The organism is Paenibacillus sp. J22FR5, from assembly GCF_059691975.1.
Genome location: NZ_JCAUAN010000001.1, coordinates 471085 through 488325, shown reverse-complemented (window position 1 = coordinate 488325; position 17241 = coordinate 471085). Strand labels below are relative to the sequence as shown.

Below are 17241 nucleotides of genomic sequence, written 5' to 3'. Positions count from 1 at the left end.
GTTACGACCTCAGAGCTCTACCGTGCAGTAAAACTCTTACATGGGAAAAGTTATGAAAGATTCTACTCTGGACATACTAACATGTATTCGACGTTTGCGAGGGTTGGAGCACAATCAGAACGTTTAGGAGGGCACAGCCATGCGTCAACATGATCAGCAAGAGAACATTCGCCCCATTCATAAACAGCTGGATATGCATTTTGAGAGGGACTGGTTTACCGAGCTGGACAATCGTGTACGTGGAGGAGGTCCTTGGGACGACTGGACCTTATACCAGCTTGCCTACGAATCGGAAGAGTCGGGGCTTATTTCTACGTTTGATGATATGCAATGCCTCGCACATCTTGGGACACTTGAGCCTATGGCGCATCAGATTGATACAGCGAAGCGAGTTCTAAATGAGATGCGTGGACGTGCCATTTTGGCCGATGAAGTTGGACTTGGGAAAACGATTGAAGCCGGTTTAATTTTAAAAGAATACATGATCCGCGGACTTGTCCGCAAAACACTCATCCTTGTACCCGCTTCCCTTGTGCTGCAATGGGTTCGGGAATTGAATACCAAATTCGGCATCCCTGCCGTTGCGCATAAAAAGGCCTACATGTGGCAGCAAGCTGACATTATCGTAGCCTCGATGGACACGGCCAAAAGAGATCCGCATCGCGACATTGTGATGGGACTTGAATACGATATGCTCATCGTCGATGAAGCGCACAAGCTCAAGAACAAAAAAACGACCAACTACACCTTCGTCAACGAGCTGCGCAAAAAATACTGCTTACTCCTCACAGCTACGCCTGTGCAGAACGATCTCAAAGAGCTCTACAACCTGATTACCTTGCTGAAGCCAGGCCAGCTTGGCGGTCAGAACAGCTTCAAGAGCAACTTTGTTGTTGGCAAGCGTACACCGAAGAATGAAATTCAACTGCAGCAGGAGCTCTCCAAAGTGATGATCCGTAACCGTCGCGGAGACGGGGGTGTTCATTATACGAAGCGGATTGTGCGAAATATTCCCCTCACGCTTTCGGATGATGAGCAAGCGCTCTATGATGGGGTTACGAATTTTGTGCGAACTCGCTATTCCGAGAGTGGCGGCGATCTCAGCTCCATGCTTTCTATGATTACTCTCCAGCGCGAGGTATGCAGCTCACGGGACGCTGTGTTCATTACGTTGGTGAATTTATTTAAAAAGACAGCCGAAGACTCGCCAGTACGGCCCAAAATATGGGAGCTCGTCGAGCTTATTCGCAGCATCAAGTCGAATAGCAAAGCGGAAACCACCATGAGGCTCATTCAAGACATCAACGATAAAGTGATTATTTTCACCGAGTATCGGGCTTCCCAAGAATATTTATTGAACTACCTCAAAGAACGTAAGATAACCGCCGTCCCCTATCGCGGAGGCATGAATCGCGGCAAAAAAGATTGGATGATGGATCTTTTCCGCAATCGCGTTCAAGTGCTTATTGCAACCGAGGCGGGTGGCGAAGGGATTAATCTCCAATTTTGCCACAACATGATCAACTTCGATCTTCCGTGGAACCCTATGCGCGTGGAACAACGGATCGGCCGTGTTCATCGCCTCGGGCAAACGCATGATGTCAACATTTACAACTTATCCACAAGGAATACCATTGAAGAACATATCCTCTCGTTATTGCATGAGAAAATCAATATGTTCGAATTGGTCATCGGGCAGTTAGATACGATTTTGGAGAAAATCGAGAAACGAGGCTCGCTCGAAACGTCCCTTTTCCGCATGGTCATGGAAGCAGGTTCTGGCGAAGACATTCGCCGCAAAATCGACGAGCTCGGACATTCCTTCAGCGAAGTGAAGCAAGAAATCGAACAAAATCCGCAGTATGGCGCACAGTTTCAGGGTATCCTTGATGCGGTAGGCGGATCGCATAGTGTGGAGGTAAGACCATGAATAAACGAAACATTCACACGTTCGTCATGCGTTTTCTCGAAGCCTATGACTGTACGATTCTGGAGAAAACGCCAGCCTATGTCACGGCTAAGCTCTCCCCCGAAGCCGATCGAGAAATGACAGGTCGTCCATACTATTGGAGCTTTATAGAGCGTACCGGGACGGCTGCTGAGACGATGACCTATAAATTCATTTTCGACCCCGAGCAAATGAAGCTGGAAGCGAAGCACAAAGCGGCCGTTACAGCTGTCAAAAGTCCTGCCACCACGGGCTACGGACCAGGGGGTGCCCAGCCTACCAACCAGCCTGATGGGGCGTCGGATAGCATTCTCGGCCGCTATTTCGGCTTTGTTCCGACGACGATCACTACGCGAGTTCCGCAAGATGAAGTCACCTTCGGCAGCCGACGACTTGACCAGATCTTTGGCATCGTGCGCGAACGAGGACGGTTCATCCATTTATTCGAAGAGCCCTTCCCGACGGGGGCGACGTTTCATGCTTCCCTCGTCTATAATACGTGGCTCTGTGTGAACTACAAGGTTGAGCTTCTCTGTGATCGTAAGCGAACAGAAATTCATTCCCTTGCGATTCAGCTTAATAGCGGGGAAATTCGCGAACATTTTCATAAGCATATGTTAACGAAAAGTCTCTCTCCGAAGCTTCCTGCGAATAGTCACATTTTACCAGACACGATTTCTATACCGAAGGCGATCAACGCCCTTGAGATGACGTTAGAGCGCAAAATTAGTACCTACGACCATCGATGGGCTGATGAAGCGAACGCACAGCACCGCAGTGAAATCGATCGTGTGGAAGGCTATTACAACGCTCTTTTACTCGCAGCAGAACCCGACAAAAGAGACGAAATCGAAATTCAATGTCGGAATCGACTGGAAGAAATCGATTGGCAGCATAAACCGCGGATCGCCGTTTCTGTCATTAATGGCGGTTTGTTTCATTTAAATGCGAGTCGATTATCATCCAGAAACTGACGCAAGTCGCTAAAACTTCGCAAATAACACGCAACAGGTTCTAACATTCTTTTTAAAGCATACGCATTACAATAGTCACATACACTAGTAGGTTAGCGAGAGGCAGGTGAACGAAGATGAAGCCGTGGACCACTTGGACAGCCACTTGTTTAATCTTGTGCAGTATTGGCTTCATGCCCTTACACACCTCAGCAGTTGACAACTTAGTAGGGACAAGCCTTACCCACGTTCAAGAACCAAATAAAGCAGCATCCCCCGCTCCTGAGTTAACTAGCAAAAATTCTTTCGGTTCAACGATCAAAACGTGGCAATCCACACTGGCGAAGGAAAAAGGCTTTGAAGATTGGCAGCAAGCGAAATGGAACAGCTATCCGCTCGGTCCTGGCACACATGGATGGGTGATCATCCTATCGGATCAGGGGCAAGAGGTCGGCTATATGATTGTTCATGCCACAGAAAGCGGCGGTTACCGTTTGACCGAATATGGGACAGGCAAATCCCCGCTATTCAGCTTGGGCACGTTGTATCGCTCTTTGATACAACAGGAACTCATTCCTTCTACTACCTTATACGACGATTTTGTGCAAAATGAAACGATCATTGAAGACCGCTTATATATGAATACCCTTACTTCGGTTTGGAAAATAAAACTCGCTGACGACACCTATTATCTCGATGCCAAATCGGGGGAATTGCTTCCCCTCACAGAGGATCCGACGCCACGAATCACAAATGATCTGGTGATGGCAACGGATTTATCACAGGGCTCTCAAACCTTTATACGTCCAGCGTTCGATCCGTATGAGCGACTTCCATGGATTGAAGAAACACCGCTGCCTGTTACATCGTTGCCTGAGCTTCAGGTTGCGCTGGAGCAGCAAGGCAATCTCACCTATGTCATTGAGCTCTATAACGGCCTGGTCACCATGCCTTTAGCTGTTCTAGGTTATCAACAATGGCTACATGGGGATAACTATCTTGTCTTGGAACATGAAGGCCCTCGTTATGTGCTATTAGACGCCTCTCTCGGGCAAGGGGAGATTTATCCTTAAGGAAAGGGAACCAGGATGCACTATTTGCAGCTAAACGCTCAAAAAATACATCAAAGGGGAACGTTAGTGCCTTATTTAACCGAAAAATGCAATAAAACACGAAAATCGGATAAATAGCGTATCCTCGTTCCCCTTCTCGCCAAAAACCGCCGATTTCATCAAAATAACGCACTTACGTTCCCTTTCGACACGGCTCGGCCGTCGTCTGTCATTCAAAAAAGTGGCTGACCCTCAAGTAGAAGAATCTACTTCTGGGTCAGCCACTTTTTCTTTGCTACTGTATTGGTACTCAAGGATGCCTCATTTTCTCGATTTCGTCCGCCCGAACAACATCCGCGCTGCTAATGGCAGCATCCCGAACCAGCGGGTTTGCCAACCCTCACGCTGTTCTTTAATAGACGCTTTGGCCTGTTGTCGAACTTCCTTCGGCGTGTCGATATAAGTGACAACTTGCTGTGTTATGTACTTCACTAGATCATCGCTCTTTGCCATACGTCCACCTGCCTTTTTACCCTTATTCTAACCAGAGAAATTAGGCTTTAAACTTCGTAAAGACAGGTGGCTAACTGCTTAAACATTGCCCTTCATCCTGGCCTTCCGCCACTCTCCGCAATAATTTTATCAGCGAAAGATTTGATCGTACCGCAGCCTAACAGCATTGGCTTATTATCGCACTGCAACAACAAGGTCTGTGCATTCGTATCCCAGGCATATTGAAAGCCAACATTCATGCTGACTACTGAAATATTAAATTTGCCTGATGCGGTGTTAGGTATGGCAAAACCCTGCCTCCTGCCCACTTGTTGTAATGCTCTGAATACCGAAGGCGAAATCCCTCTATACATCCACGTGCTACAAGTTGCCATAGGTCTTCTCACCTCTTTCAATTAGGATCATTAAATTGTATGAGGCATGAGCTGAAATCGTGCTAATTTCCATAAAAAGCGTTTGTTCTGTTCACGACATCCACTTCTAATCACGTTGACCAAGCATATGCTAGACTAACTAGAGAGAGAAAGAGGTGTTGGTTTGAATGTGGGAACTAATGCTACAAACAGAGCAGTATGATATTTATATGGATGAAGCTAATCTTAAGCTTGAGCTACAAGTAAAAAACGATGAAACGAATGGAATAGTCACTATCCGAATGAACCACGCTGATCTCACTCAATTACTCCATACTCTTCTGGAAATCAATCGAAGCTTTCGAGGAGATATTCCTTTTTTTCATACGAAACAGCTGCCAAGCAAGCCCTAGCCTGCTCGCAAAAAAGCACGATGAACTCCCCCACATACTCGTGGTTCGGAGCCATCGTGCTTTTTTATTGTAGACCGCATAATTAGTTTCTGTTAATTCCCGCAATCGAAGCGATGAAGCGCAAAATGTATAGGAATAAGTTAATAAAATCAAGGTAAATATTCAATGCAGCGAGCGGAACTGCTTCCGATGCGACACCGTTGCGATACTGCGCGACATCATACAGGACCCAACCGCTGAAGATGAGAATCCCGATCATCGACCATACCAAATTCATCATGGAACCGAAATGTAGGAACAAGTCTAGCACACTCATCAGCACAAGCCCAATCGTTCCTGCAAACAAGAAACCGCCTAGGAAGCTAAAATCGCTTTGGGAACGGTGTGCGTAGAAGGCCAATGAACCGAAAATCGCTGCCGTTGCAAAAAACGCACCCGAAACTACATTAGCCCCAAGCATTCCGCCGTAAGCCATGATGACAGGATATAGCGTTACGCCAGAAATCGCTGTAAACGCGTAGAGAAATCCGTAGCCGATATGTTTGCCGCGAATTCGAATGACGATAGCGGCTACCAGCATGACGACCTCTGCAATGATGAAGAGCATAATCATGGATTCTGGTACAACCATCGCTCCAATCAAAGTTCCAAGGAATGAAACCAAGAGGGATATGGCAAACGTTTGAAGCACATGAGCAAAGCTGCCGGATTGTGATATCGTAACTGTTCTATCCATGAAAATTCAGCTCCTTTAGTTAAAAGAAATTGTACAATCTATCCTATGTATTATACTTGTATTTCATGAAAATCGCTACAGGGCAGCGGTTTGACAAAGAAACACCCTATTCTGAGAGGTTAGAATAGGGTGTTTCAAGGATGCGATCAAGAGGACTCGAACCTCCACGGGGGTAAGCCCACACGGACCTGAACCGTGCGCGTCTGCCAATTCCGCCATGATCGCGTTACAAAAAATAATATACCATGTGACTCGAAAGCTCGTCAATGAAACTTTTGCACGTGTGTATAATTCCCCTGCTCGTTCCTAACTCTAATCTCAAAGGAGGCATGACCTATGAATAAGAAAGAAATCGAAGAGCTGGAGCCGAAATACACCGGTAATCAGCGGCATCTAACCGAAGGTGAAGCACAGGCGATCGTTCATGATCCGAACTACAAAAGTGAGGATGAAGATATCTCTGACATCGACGCGTTATCTGTGGGACTGGCTTACGGGGTATTCCGTAAGACGTAAAGTTGACCTCTCGCCCTTGGGGGCGGGAGTTTTTTTGGTATGGGGTTGAATTGATGCTGAGACTACCGTTTTTACAGGCTCAGTTAACATTCGCTGCAGTTTTTGCTTCCCCCAACAAAAAAACGCCCCGCTCATCCTTTCGAATGTGCAGCGCGTTTGCTCATTTCAAGTTCATACTGCTGTCCAGAAGCCATAATGGCTTCATAAACCGTTCTGCCTATCAGGTAACCGAGTGTTGTCGCTGTACCTGCGTAGCGATACGTCGTTCCTCTGTCAGTTGCGGCAATCAACACCGCATCTGTCGACGTTCCTGTGGCTATCTGACCATCAATTCTAATGTTCAACGCTTGGAGCGCGGCAGCTTTGGCTTCAGTTGCGGTAATGACCGCATTGACCATAGCGGCGTCCGTTAAAGTCCCCTCAATGACAACGATCGTGTTGATCGTTCCAGGGTAAAGCGAGGTTGCTGGCAGAAAAGCACCTGCTCGCGCTTTATTCCCCAACCCGACAGTCACCCAAGCGGCAACACGAAGCGATTCCTCCGCATTTACCCCGCCTTCAGGCTGCTCTCTGTTCTCGGCTTCCGGCGGACAAGCTAACTCGCGATAACCAACATCCTTCACCCATGCCGCGGTAAGCATGCCGGCTGTATCTTGAGGATCCAATCCTTCCCGAGCAATGAAAGCCTCCATCTCCACCAATGGGTCAACTTCATTATATGTCTTGTCCACTTGTCGATTCATCAAAATCCGATGATGACCAAATCCGCTACCCCAAGGGGAAGAGTTAAGTGTTCGCAGTGGGTTTTTGCTTGAAATCTGCAGATACTGTCCTTGTCGTGACGGCACCAGCTTCATCCAAACACCTGCAATTAAGCTGCCTGCGGATGCGCCCTTACTCTGCATCATCGGATAGATCATCCGGCGCTATCGTTTCCTGAGGCAGCATGAACGCTGGCGGCCTTTCACTTTCATAAGGTTGGTACACGTACCCGCGAGCAAGCTTGACCACTCTACGGTTTTTTTTGCGAATGAGTACCGTCTCATCATCCCAAGCAACGACAATACCTCGCACATCGTTGGCAGGACTTACATCTCTAATGACACGCAGCAGTGTACTATCTACGCGATATTGATCCAATTGTTCTTCCGAAATCATCTATATAGCACCTCCATCATTTCTCAGGAAAAATAATTTTACTACCTAAGCATACACCAATTCGCGATTCGGTGAAACTTTACATAAATCCGCTTCGCTTCGGATAACTTAACGAGGACGAGACAAGCGACAAGGCAAAGGCAACCACATGCCTACCGTAAGGGAGGACATCACATTGGAGAAAAGAACGTACTACGTCAATGTAGGCACGGGAGAAGTACTGGAAGACAGCACAGCACTTGATTATGAATTTGAAATATCCGCAACAGAAGATGACATCGCCAAGCTGCAGGAGCTGTTTGAAGAAACCGACAATTCTTCACAAGGCAGCTATGCGACCTCCTGGCTCCCTTGGAAAGTATACTACTCAAATGAAACGAATCAGGAGTATGATTATTACTTAACAGAAGTATACCGGACGCTGCACAGATTAGGATCCGAACAGACGAAAAGACATATCGAAACCATGAACGTCTTAGAAAATGGCATTTAATTAAATTTAAAAAGGCCAAGAATCCATTTGGAATTCATTGGCCTTTTTGGTTATATGGGATTTATTAGCTTACATGCTCTTTCGAATCATTCGTTTCAAACCAGAAATCAAGGACTTTGCTTGACATCACACGTTTCTTAATATAATCCGCTTGTGCAACAGAGAACTGCTGCTCCCACTCGATCGTTAGCTCCGTACAAAGCTTCACGATAGTTAACAACTCGGACCAGGCTACATAGCGCTTATACCAGAAAAATTGAGGGTGTTCAATCATATACGGATACAGATCATCAAACTCTGTATGTTTACAATCAAGCGCACGTTCAAAGTGAGTCTTTGCTTCCCCAAGCTTTGTCATAAAATAGTCAATGGAACCATTTTCGATACCCATAGATGTCAGCCTCCTCTCTTACCTTGTAATCATTATAAAGGATAAATCGGATTCAGGGAAGTCATTGACTCCATGTAAAATCAGTCAAAAGTGATCTGCCCATTCGCAAGTGAGGCAATACGCGCCAGTGACTCCACACGAATACCGCGTTCGCGGATGGATTTACCGCCATTTTGAAAAGATTTCTCTACAACAATACCGACACCTACAAGCTCTGCTTCTGCTTTTTCCACAATACGGATTAAGCCGCGGGCTGCATCACCATTGGCAATGAAATCATCAATCAGTAAGATACGTTCCCCTTTGCTAAGCAAATGCGAGGACACCATAATATCGGTAACAATCCCTTTGGTAAAGGATGGCACACGTTCGCTATACGTATCTTGATCCATCGTCAACGTCTTCTTACGACGTGCGAATACCATGGGAACACCAAGCTGTAAGGCTGTCGTATACGCAATAGGAATACCGGAAGATTCCACTGTTAACACTTTGTCTGGCTTCGTTTCTCTAAACAATCTTGCAAATTCTTTCCCCATCTCCATAATGAGAACAGGATCTACCTGGTGATTCAAAATAACATCAAGTTTCAGTACTTGATCTGAAGCAACGACGCCGACCTCTAAGATCCGCTGTTTTAATAACTCCATGAAATCGGCCCCCTATAGCTGTTCTATTATGAGTAAGTTACCATATTGCTCCTGCCTGTTTCAAGTCCATTTAGAAAATAACAAAAACACTGAAACTTTTTGGGCGTCTGAAGTGTCTATATATAGAGAAGAATTTCAATCAACTGGAATTCGTTCTAGAATTGCTCACATTTGGGCATGAAGATGCATTGAAAACATTTGATAAAACAGTATCATTAATCTTACTTATATTTTTTACTTCAATTACTCCTCGGAGGAAAGGAAAGATGGCAATGAACAACCTGATTAGACCCCTCCTCGTAGGCTGCTTGCCTGTTGCAATTGCATCATTCTTGGTAGCTGGATGCCAAGAATCATCTGCTCCTGCTCCAAAGGCTACTATAAACGTAACAACGTATACACCAAACCAGGTCCAGCAGGAGCCTGCGCCTTCCATCGTAGTTGCGGTACCAACACCTACACCTGCGGTAGATGATAGCACGAAACATGAAGCACAAGTCGCCGGTATTACCAAAGTGGATCAAGGTGATCTTGCACCATCGCAAGCCTTCACAAGTCCGAAGCCAACCGCTAAACCGAAGGTTAAAGCTGAGGATGCGTACCGACAAGAGAAGCCGACCCTGATGGGATTAAAGCTTGGAACAGCGAAAGCCGCAGTACTCGAACGTTTTGGCAAAGTGAAGAAACAGTTCGTTATGGAAGAAGACAACATTGAGGTCTACGATTTCACCGATTTCTCGGTTGGTTTCAATAGCAAAGGAACGCTGGAATTCGTAGATGTACACTCCGTTGACATTGACCCAGGCCTGCACGGTTTACGTTTGGGCCAGAGCGTACAAGATGCGATCAACATCCTTGGAAAGCCAGATGCCAACTCAACGTACGTGCTTTCCTATAAAGCACAGGGCACCTTGCTCAAGCTCGACATTGATCCTCATGACAATACGATTCAATCGATTAAGCTTTTTGCAAATTCCTAATAAGCATGCCAGTACGTCATAACAAACAGAAGACCATGAATTCACCCGTAAAGGTTGAATCTCATGGTCTTTTTTTGGGTTTTCGCTTCAACACAACAATGTGGTGTTTCCGAAACCGAAGGTAGACAAGCACGCCTATTGCAGCAAGTATGACCAGTACGAATAAGGAAACCCCGAGATAGGCATGGATCAAATGAAACAAGCCTTCCAGATTACTGCCGATAAATCGACCTAGTGTCAAGAACGTCGCGCACCACAGCAGTGCGCCAGTACCTGCATACAGGATATATTTATAGAATTTCACGCCGCTAACGCCTGACAAATAGCATGTAAAATGACGAACACCAGGAACAAAATAGCCAAAAAATACCGTCCACAAACCGTATTTCTTAAACCAACCCTCCGCCCGTTCAATTCGGCTAGGGGTCAGCTTAACCCATTTGCCATAACGCGTAAGGAAAGGCTTACCTACACGGTGACCGATCAGATAACTAATCGTCATGCCCGTCATTGTGCCTGCATACGTAACGAGTAAGGTCGTGCCGAATTCGAAAGGACCTCCAGCTACGGTCAAGGAGCCGACGAAAGTCATCAAAGTTTCGTCTGGGAGAGGTAGGCCTAAGAGACCCGCAGACATCAATAAATAGAGCGCGATATAGCCAAATTGACCAATAAAATCAAACAAAGCTTCCTTCACAAATCAACACACTCCCGTGCTTTTCTTCCTCTGCCAGATCCACGCAGACAGGCATCCACAATGGCTTGCCCCAAGTTCCAGTCATGCATGCTTGTTCACAAACATACCTTGTACTATATCAAACGAAAGAAAGCGAGGCAATATATGCGAAATGGTGCACAGATTGTCCGTGTCGCCTTCACCTACATCGGAACCGTCGTTGGGGCTGGTTTTGCATCCGGGCAGGAAATCCTTCAATTTTTCACTCGCTATGGCTCGCTAGCTTCACTAACGATCGCCTTATCAACGTTGTTCTTCATATGGATAGGCATTCAACTTATGCTTATGGCACATGAGCTGAAGGCAACCTCCTATGAGGATTTGAATAAAGAGCTTTTTGGGGATAAAATCGGAAAATGGATCAGCTTATTTATGATGGTCGTACTCTTTGGTATTACGACTGTCATGTTAGCGGGTGCAGGCACTGTTTTTGAAGAACAGCTCCATCTCTCGTACACGACAGGCCTTGTGGTCACACTGGTGCTTTCTTATGTCATTTTGACACGCGGGATCAAAGCTATTATGACCGTTAACTCCATCGTTGTTCCGATTATGCTGATTTTCAGCGTCGTCATCGTCGTCTACACCTGGCATTCGCCAGCGTCTGGCAATTGGCTGCGCATCACAAGCGATGATAACCTTGTTCAAATCTGGTTTGCACCATTTCTCTATACAGCGTTTAACTTGGCAATGGCTCAAGCGGTGCTAGTTCCTATGGGTGGAGCGATTCGCGATCGTTCTGTGCTCTATTGGGGGGGATTACTTGGAGGTGCAGGCATCGGACTGCTTCTGTTTGCTGCACATTATGCCCTATCAGCACAAATGCCAGGTATCTCTCAATTTGAAATTCCCATGGGGAATATCATGACCAAACTAGGCTATCTCCCACAAGTTGCTTATTTGCTCGTCATTTATGGTGAAATTTTCACCACTTTTATCGGCGATGCCTACGGGTTATCCATGCAGCTCCAGCAACGAATCAAGCTTCCTCCGAAAGTGCTCCTGATCTCCATCTTACTTCTCAGCTATGCCATCAGTCACATTGGCTTTAAAACATTGCTATCCGCTTTATATCCGTTATTTGGCGTGATTAGTGTCGTTTGGCTCGTGTTGATGATTTGGCGTAATCGCAGAAGTACGCTGTAGTGTATCGGTGGGTAAAAAACTGAGAACGACAATCAATCGGATGAACAACAGCAGCATGCCCATGACAGACATAATAATACCCGTAAGCAAATAAGCCCAATGAAAATTGGCAATTTCCGTATGATCTCGTCCAACTGCCACAAGCTCTGCAAGCATTAGTAAAAGTCCAATAATAAATAAGCCAACGACGGAATAATCGATGATCGTCCATCTGGAGAAATACGTAACCGCAATCTAGGCCTGACTGACGGCCCTTGGTGATGCAGCTTGCTGCCTCCAGAGTTGGTGTACCGTCCATGCTGTATAGATACCGGCTCCTGTCACAAATAGACCGACGACCGCACCCACTATAGCTAAAAACAAGTTCATTCTAGTACCCTCCCTTCGTTTTTCTGTAGCTAGCGCTGACGCAAACCATAGATGAGTAGTAACGTACAGCCAAAGCTAATGACAGGAATTGTATACAGCAGAGGCATTAACAACACCTGGGGAAGCTTCATTGCTGGAAACCACATCAGCTTTAGTCGCTTCCTTTCGGTTGCTCCGTCGTCCGAATCTCCCCTGTGCGCTCGAAGAGCGTCCGTCGCTCCCTCATTCCACTGGATCTTTCCTTTTTTCCATCCAACCTGATAGGAGATTTCCCGGTGATCTTTCTTCTTCTCGTTTCCTGACTCCACATTAACTGCCTCCCGTCCCGTTACTGCTATAGGTGAATATAAAGGTGTCCAGGAATCACTCTCGCCGCCGCATCACGTACATGTCCATGACAAGTAAATAGAAGCACCTGGTGACGCGTACTTAAATCCGAAAGAACGCGCAAACAGCTTTCCATCCGTTCCTCATCGAAATTCACCAGAATATCATCCAACACCAAGGGTAAAATCGCCTTCCCTGCATACTCCTCTACAAGTGCAAAACGCATGGCTAAGTAGAGCTGCTCGGCTGTTCCACGACTCAGTTGATTCGTATCGACCGTTTGTCCGTTCGCTCTTACAGCAAGTAATCGCTGCTCGCCAAATGGTGCTTTGACGGCCACGAATGACCCATTCGTCATCTCTGCAAAATACGTCGAAGCACGAAGCAGGACGCCAGGCTGACGCTCCTGTTCATAGATATCACGCGCTTTTTTCAACAGAAGAGCCGCAAACGAAGCCACGGCATACTGATTCACTTGCTGAGAAAGCGTCGTACGAATCGATTCCGCCTGCAAGCGTTGATTCGCCGCTTCCGCCCCCTGCTCCAGCTTCTCGATTTGGCCCGTAAGCTTCCCAATGACTTCTCTTAATTCATTCGACTGCGCGATTGAGTTCGCTAACTTGTCTTGAACAGAGGATGCTAGCAAGGCAAGATCTTCTTCCCCCTGCGATTCCAACAGCTCCATAAAGCTCGCCATGAGGGAGCGGCTCAACAACGATTCCAGAGAAGATTCCAACACATGTCCTTCGTCAGTAAGCTTTTTACGCTCCATCTGTTCCCGTTCCAAAATCCGCAGCTGTTCACGGTCTACGGCAGCCGCTTCCTCTAGAAGCTGTTGAAGACGAGCCTGTGCCCTCTCCTGATGTTGCTCGACTAGCACGAGCGCTTGCTCCGCTTCTGTAAGCAATTGCCCGTTTTTCTTTTGGTCTTCGAGGAGTCCAAGTTGTCGATGCTCTGCCTCTTTCCAGCGTTTCAACGCGAACAAATAATCGTGGTAGGAAGGTGGCAAATTAAGTAACCCACTTATCGTTTGTTCAAATGTATGGACGTTTCCGTTAAACATGTCTAACTTGGATGCCATTTTGTGAAGCTGACGCAACCCCTCTTGTGCCTGCTCAATGACCTGAATCGTTTCTAAGAGCGCGTCTGTCGATAAATGTACGCCTAACCCTAAGTCTTGCAGCCATTCTTTCCATGCGGCTTGAAGCTGATTCGTCTCCGATTGAACTTCCTCCGCATATCGACTGCGCTTCTCATACTGCTGCTCAAGAGTCCGCAAATTTTCTCGAGCATCTTTCCATTTCTCGAGTTTACGAAGCTGCTCACTATACTGCTGCTTACTCTTTTCAGCTTCACGAAACCATGCATCAAGATGAGGCTGAAGCGCTTGAAGAGACACAGTAGGAAATGGGAATGACTCAACGCTTGCAAATTCTGTAGCAGCAGCGGCTTCTTGATGGCTTGCTTGATGCTGCAGCTGCAGCTGAAAATTACGAATCTGATCCTGTAAACGGCGTTCAAGCTGCTGAAGTTCTTGCTCCAAGCGATGATCTTGAGCAATCGCAGGGGGCATAATACGTGACGCTCTGCCGCCGGCATCAGCCTGACGACCCGAAAACCTAATATAACAAGCCGAAGCTGCGAAAATGAAGAAAGCGCATAAGGCCGCTATCCAATTGTTTTGCCAGCCAAAAATTAACGGTATAATAAGAGCTAGCAGACCTGCGACCATCATCATGCGTTGACGCGATTTACGAGCATTTGCTTTACCTGCCTTGGCTGCTTCTTCGAGCCCTTGAAGGAACTGTTGCTGCTCCGCAAGACGTTCTTGCTGATGTGCTAGTTGACTTCCTATGAGTTGCCACCGTGCATAGTCAGAAGCAAGCTTCTGTAGAATGGAAATTGGGTCAGAGCCAGCGCTCACCATGCCCCCTTGTAAGCCCCTGCTTGCTACTGCCAAATTAGCTACAAGCTCTTGTCCGCGCGTTATCTGCCCCTGTAAGCTTTCCAGCTCGGTCTGAATTCGCAGCTCATTTTCCATTCTATTACGGAAATTTTCTTTATAGATACGCACTTGTTCACGAAGCGAAATCGTGACCGCAAACGCGGTGACATCGGTTTCGTCCCATTGCACATCCAGATTGGATAACAGCCTGTCTATATGTGTACGTTGGTGCGCAAGTTCGACCTGAAGCTGCTCAATCTGGCGTTTGTGCTCCTCGTAGCTAGCGGCTTGTTCGAGCCAGTGGTTCAGTTCGACTTGATGCGCGAGCACCCCTGGTTCCAGCGGGAGCGCAGCTAGGTCGCTGCGCAAGCTCTGCAGCCGCAGCTGCAGCTTGTCGCGCTCCGCTTGCAGGCGCTCCTGCTCGGCCTCGAGCGCCTCAAGTCTTGCCGTGGCCTGCTCCGGGAAGCCCGGCCTCGCCGGCAGTCCCTCCAGCTCGCGGCCGATCTGCCGCAAGCGGAGCCATCCGCTGCGCGCCTTGCCGGCCAGCCCGAGCCGGTGCAGCTCCGCGCGCAGCGCCTCCTGCTGCCCCTCCAGGACAGCAGCGCGCGCCTCCGCGGCACGTCGCTCATCCTGCAGCCGATCGTAGTCGGCTGCTCCGTCACGGCTGCGGCGCAGCGACTGCTCCAGACCCTCGAGCTCCTTCAGGAGACGGTTCATCTCCTGATTGCGTCCACGGGGTCTGTACAGGCCGTCGGCCTGCGCCGTCAGCTTGCGCTCGGCCTCCATGATGGCCGAGCCGCTTACTCCGAGCCCAGCGCTATACAGATAGCCGCTGAGCTCGTCTGTCTGCAGGGTGCGAAGCTCTTGCAGCTCGGTTAAACCAAAAGCGAACAAGCTGCGATAGAGGTCGGCCGATAGGCCGCCTAGCAGCGTGTTCAGCAGCTCTTCGCCGCCGGTGGTACCATCGCCGAGCGTGACCTTCACGAGCCCCGCAGAGGCTCGTTTGCCGCCTGCGGCGGGCGCGTCGTAGCGTTCGACGCGGATGCGTTGACCATGCTCATCGAGCAGGGTTAGGACGCCCCCATGGGCGCCGCCGCCCAGCGGCTCGTAGCGCTCCGAGCGACTCGCTCGCGTCGGAAAGCCGAAGAGCACCGCGCGGACGAAGCCCATGAGCGTGCTCTTGCCCGCTTCGTTGGCGCCATAGAAGACGACCAACTGGCTATCCGTCTGCAGCTTGCGATCTCGTAAGCTGCCAAAACCATCGACTTGGATGTCTATGATTCTCATCCTGGCCACCCCCCATCCGCGCTAAGCAGATCTGCAGCTAATACTTCTGCCGCTCGCAGCCATTCGCGCAATTGCTCTGGCGTTGCCGCAGATGGATTCCCTGCAGATTGTGGCAACCCTTGCAGCGCAGCAAGCGCCTCGCCTGCGAAGCTTCCAAGCAATTGCTCATCACTTTGCAATGCAGCTGCATACCTTAACAGATCCCCAAGAAAGCTCTTCTCTTCCAAAACTGCTGTCAAATCAAGCTCGCTAGCCGTGCGATCTTCGATTGACTCCATCCACACGAAGCAGCCCCGCTCCACTTCTTCCTCTCGCAGCTCATCCATCAAATCTTGCAAGGCACGTCCCTTACGCAGCCGTTCATGAATCTCGCTACGCCCTTCCAAGACGATGCGCACAATCCCATCCCGACCATCTGCCTCACGGCGAAGACGATCCAAAAGCTCACCCAAGCGATCTTTCAATCCCTGCTCGGATTGGATTGTAACGACTGAAAGTTTTTCCTGAAACCAGCGGACAGTGTCTAGTGCGTGAAAAGTAAGTTCAGCAAGACCATACTCATCCATGTCTACCAGATAACACCCTCGTGGTCCCGTTTCGCGAATACTTCGACCTTGGATGTTTCCTGGGTACACAATGGCTGGCTGTTGGTTCAAAATATTTCTTGTATGTACATGGCCGAGTGCCCAGTAATGCATACCCGTGTCCACTAAATCCTGTTTGCTGCAGGGCGCATAGTTATCGTGATGGGGATCTCCATCGACATTCGTATGCAACAGTCCGATCTGGCACACCTGCGCTTGTCCCTTTTTAAATTTCAAAGCCAGGTTTTCGGTTACCGCCGAGCTCCGGTATGAAATTCCATGAATCTCAGCGATCATGCCGCGATCTTGCTTCACAACCTGATAGGTCTCCACGTGCTCAGACGCAAAAAAATGAACGTCTGCCGGCCAAACCAGCTTTGCGGCACGTCCATCCTCAGGGTCATGATTACCATGTATGATATAAGCAGGAATGCCTTCAGAGGCTAATTGTTCCATTGCTTTTTGAAAGCGAATTTGCGCTCGCAGCGAACGATCGGAAACATCGTAGACGTCTCCGCTTACCAGCACAAAATCTACTTGTTCTTTGATTGCGAGCGCCACAAGCTCCTTCAGCGCCTCGAACGTCGATTCTCGAACTCGCTCGCGAACCCGCTCAGGAAGCGCCGACATGCCTTTAAATGGGCTATCTAAGTGCAAATCGGCCGCATGTATAAACCGTAGTCTTTTCATG

General features: G+C 48.2%; 20 protein-coding genes and 1 tRNA gene. 8 read left to right on the top strand and 13 right to left on the bottom strand.

Translation table 11 applies throughout. The features are described from left to right. The first annotated feature begins 139 nt into the window (after nt 1-139). The 3 genes from AC58P7_RS02405 to AC58P7_RS02395 all read left to right on the top strand — a co-directional run bounded on the left by AC58P7_RS02405 (nt 140) and on the right by AC58P7_RS02395 (nt 3974). Nucleotides 140-1930 (top strand): DEAD/DEAH box helicase, encoded by a 1791-nt coding sequence (locus tag AC58P7_RS02405; RefSeq protein ID WP_497339808.1) that lies wholly within the window; start codon nt 140-142, stop codon nt 1928-1930. After that, entirely contained in the window at nt 1927-2922 is a 996-nt protein-coding gene (locus AC58P7_RS02400) for a YqhG family protein (RefSeq protein WP_497339807.1), read from the top strand. The genes AC58P7_RS02405 and AC58P7_RS02400 overlap by 4 nt, the downstream gene beginning before the upstream one ends. 116 nt (nt 2923-3038) lie before the next feature. Beyond that, entirely contained in the window at nt 3039-3974 is a 936-nt protein-coding gene (locus tag AC58P7_RS02395; RefSeq protein ID WP_497339806.1) for a hypothetical protein, read from the top strand. Between the two features lie 300 nt (nt 3975-4274). Here AC58P7_RS02395 and AC58P7_RS02390 read toward each other — a convergent pair whose 3' ends face one another. Continuing rightward, nucleotides 4275-4466 carry a YqzE family protein gene (locus tag AC58P7_RS02390; protein ID WP_497339805.1) on the bottom strand — a complete coding sequence of 64 codons (192 nt, stop codon included), beginning with the start codon at nt 4464-4466 and terminating at the stop codon, nt 4275-4277. A gap of 92 nt (nt 4467-4558) precedes the next feature. Beyond that, a complete protein-coding gene (locus tag AC58P7_RS02385; RefSeq protein ID WP_497339804.1) occupies nt 4559-4840 on the bottom strand; it encodes a hypothetical protein in 282 nt (93 codons plus the stop codon). A gap of 179 nt (nt 4841-5019) precedes the next feature. Between AC58P7_RS02385 and AC58P7_RS02380 the strand changes: the two genes are divergently transcribed. Further along, complete coding sequence (locus AC58P7_RS02380; RefSeq protein WP_497339803.1) at nt 5020-5232, top strand: hypothetical protein; 213 nt, start codon at nt 5020-5022, stop codon at nt 5230-5232. Nucleotides 5233-5314: 82 nt separating this feature from the next. Here AC58P7_RS02380 and AC58P7_RS02375 read toward each other — a convergent pair whose 3' ends face one another. Both AC58P7_RS02375 and AC58P7_RS02370 read right to left on the bottom strand, forming a co-directional pair. Next, nucleotides 5315-5968: a Bax inhibitor-1/YccA family protein gene (locus AC58P7_RS02375; protein WP_497339802.1), complete on the bottom strand. Its 654-nt coding sequence runs from the start codon at nt 5966-5968 to the stop codon at nt 5315-5317. Nucleotides 5969-6109: 141 nt separating this feature from the next. Beyond that, nucleotides 6110-6193, bottom strand: a tRNA-Leu gene (locus AC58P7_RS02370). Between the two features lie 111 nt (nt 6194-6304). Between AC58P7_RS02370 and AC58P7_RS02365 the strand changes: the two genes are divergently transcribed. Continuing rightward, the gene (locus AC58P7_RS02365) at nt 6305-6484 is read left to right on the top strand and encodes a hypothetical protein (protein WP_497339801.1); all 180 of its coding nucleotides are present in this window, start codon (nt 6305-6307) and stop codon (nt 6482-6484) included. A 131-nt stretch (nt 6485-6615) separates the two neighbouring features. Here AC58P7_RS02365 and AC58P7_RS02360 read toward each other — a convergent pair whose 3' ends face one another. Beyond that, entirely contained in the window at nt 6616-7392 is a 777-nt protein-coding gene (locus AC58P7_RS02360) for an adenosylcobinamide amidohydrolase (protein WP_497339800.1), read from the bottom strand. Next, the gene (locus tag AC58P7_RS02355; RefSeq protein ID WP_497339799.1) at nt 7379-7642 is read right to left on the bottom strand and encodes a hypothetical protein; all 264 of its coding nucleotides are present in this window, start codon (nt 7640-7642) and stop codon (nt 7379-7381) included. The genes AC58P7_RS02360 and AC58P7_RS02355 overlap by 14 nt, the downstream gene beginning before the upstream one ends. A gap of 175 nt (nt 7643-7817) precedes the next feature. Between AC58P7_RS02355 and AC58P7_RS02350 the strand changes: the two genes are divergently transcribed. Next, complete coding sequence (locus tag AC58P7_RS02350) at nt 7818-8135, top strand: hypothetical protein (protein WP_056615935.1); 318 nt, start codon at nt 7818-7820, stop codon at nt 8133-8135. Between the two features lie 64 nt (nt 8136-8199). Here AC58P7_RS02350 and AC58P7_RS02345 read toward each other — a convergent pair whose 3' ends face one another. Then, nucleotides 8200-8526: a hypothetical protein gene (locus AC58P7_RS02345; protein WP_057309824.1), complete on the bottom strand. Its 327-nt coding sequence runs from the start codon at nt 8524-8526 to the stop codon at nt 8200-8202. 80 nt (nt 8527-8606) lie between these two features. Next, nucleotides 8607-9176, bottom strand: a complete 570-nt coding sequence (locus AC58P7_RS02340; protein WP_497339798.1) for a xanthine phosphoribosyltransferase — start codon at nt 9174-9176, stop codon at nt 8607-8609. A 266-nt stretch (nt 9177-9442) separates the two neighbouring features. Between AC58P7_RS02340 and AC58P7_RS02335 the strand changes: the two genes are divergently transcribed. After that, the gene (locus AC58P7_RS02335; protein ID WP_497339797.1) at nt 9443-10156 is read left to right on the top strand and encodes a DUF4309 domain-containing protein; all 714 of its coding nucleotides are present in this window, start codon (nt 9443-9445) and stop codon (nt 10154-10156) included. Nucleotides 10157-10217: 61 nt separating this feature from the next. Here AC58P7_RS02335 and AC58P7_RS02330 read toward each other — a convergent pair whose 3' ends face one another. Next, a complete protein-coding gene (locus AC58P7_RS02330) occupies nt 10218-10853 on the bottom strand; it encodes a DedA family protein (RefSeq protein ID WP_497339796.1) in 636 nt (211 codons plus the stop codon). A 144-nt stretch (nt 10854-10997) separates the two neighbouring features. On the opposite strand from AC58P7_RS02330, the gene AC58P7_RS02325 reads away from it, so the two are divergent. Next, nucleotides 10998-12038 carry a YkvI family membrane protein gene (locus tag AC58P7_RS02325; protein WP_497339948.1) on the top strand — a complete coding sequence of 347 codons (1041 nt, stop codon included), beginning with the start codon at nt 10998-11000 and terminating at the stop codon, nt 12036-12038. 234 nt (nt 12039-12272) lie between these two features. On the opposite strand, the gene AC58P7_RS02320 is transcribed toward AC58P7_RS02325, so the two are convergent. From AC58P7_RS02320 to AC58P7_RS02305, 4 genes are read right to left on the bottom strand one after another with little or no spacing between them, the layout of a single operon-like run. After that, nucleotides 12273-12407 carry a hypothetical protein gene (locus tag AC58P7_RS02320; RefSeq protein WP_497339795.1) on the bottom strand — a complete coding sequence of 45 codons (135 nt, stop codon included), beginning with the start codon at nt 12405-12407 and terminating at the stop codon, nt 12273-12275. Nucleotides 12408-12436: 29 nt separating this feature from the next. After that, the gene (locus AC58P7_RS02315) at nt 12437-12715 is read right to left on the bottom strand and encodes a hypothetical protein (RefSeq protein WP_497339793.1); all 279 of its coding nucleotides are present in this window, start codon (nt 12713-12715) and stop codon (nt 12437-12439) included. Between the two features lie 26 nt (nt 12716-12741). Then, nucleotides 12742-15966, bottom strand: a complete 3225-nt coding sequence (locus AC58P7_RS02310) for an AAA family ATPase (protein ID WP_497339791.1) — start codon at nt 15964-15966, stop codon at nt 12742-12744. Further along, nucleotides 15963-17240: a metallophosphoesterase family protein gene (locus AC58P7_RS02305; protein ID WP_497339790.1), complete on the bottom strand. Its 1278-nt coding sequence runs from the start codon at nt 17238-17240 to the stop codon at nt 15963-15965. Before AC58P7_RS02305 ends, AC58P7_RS02310 begins: the two co-directional genes overlap by 4 nt. Nucleotide 17241 lies beyond the last annotated feature (1 nt).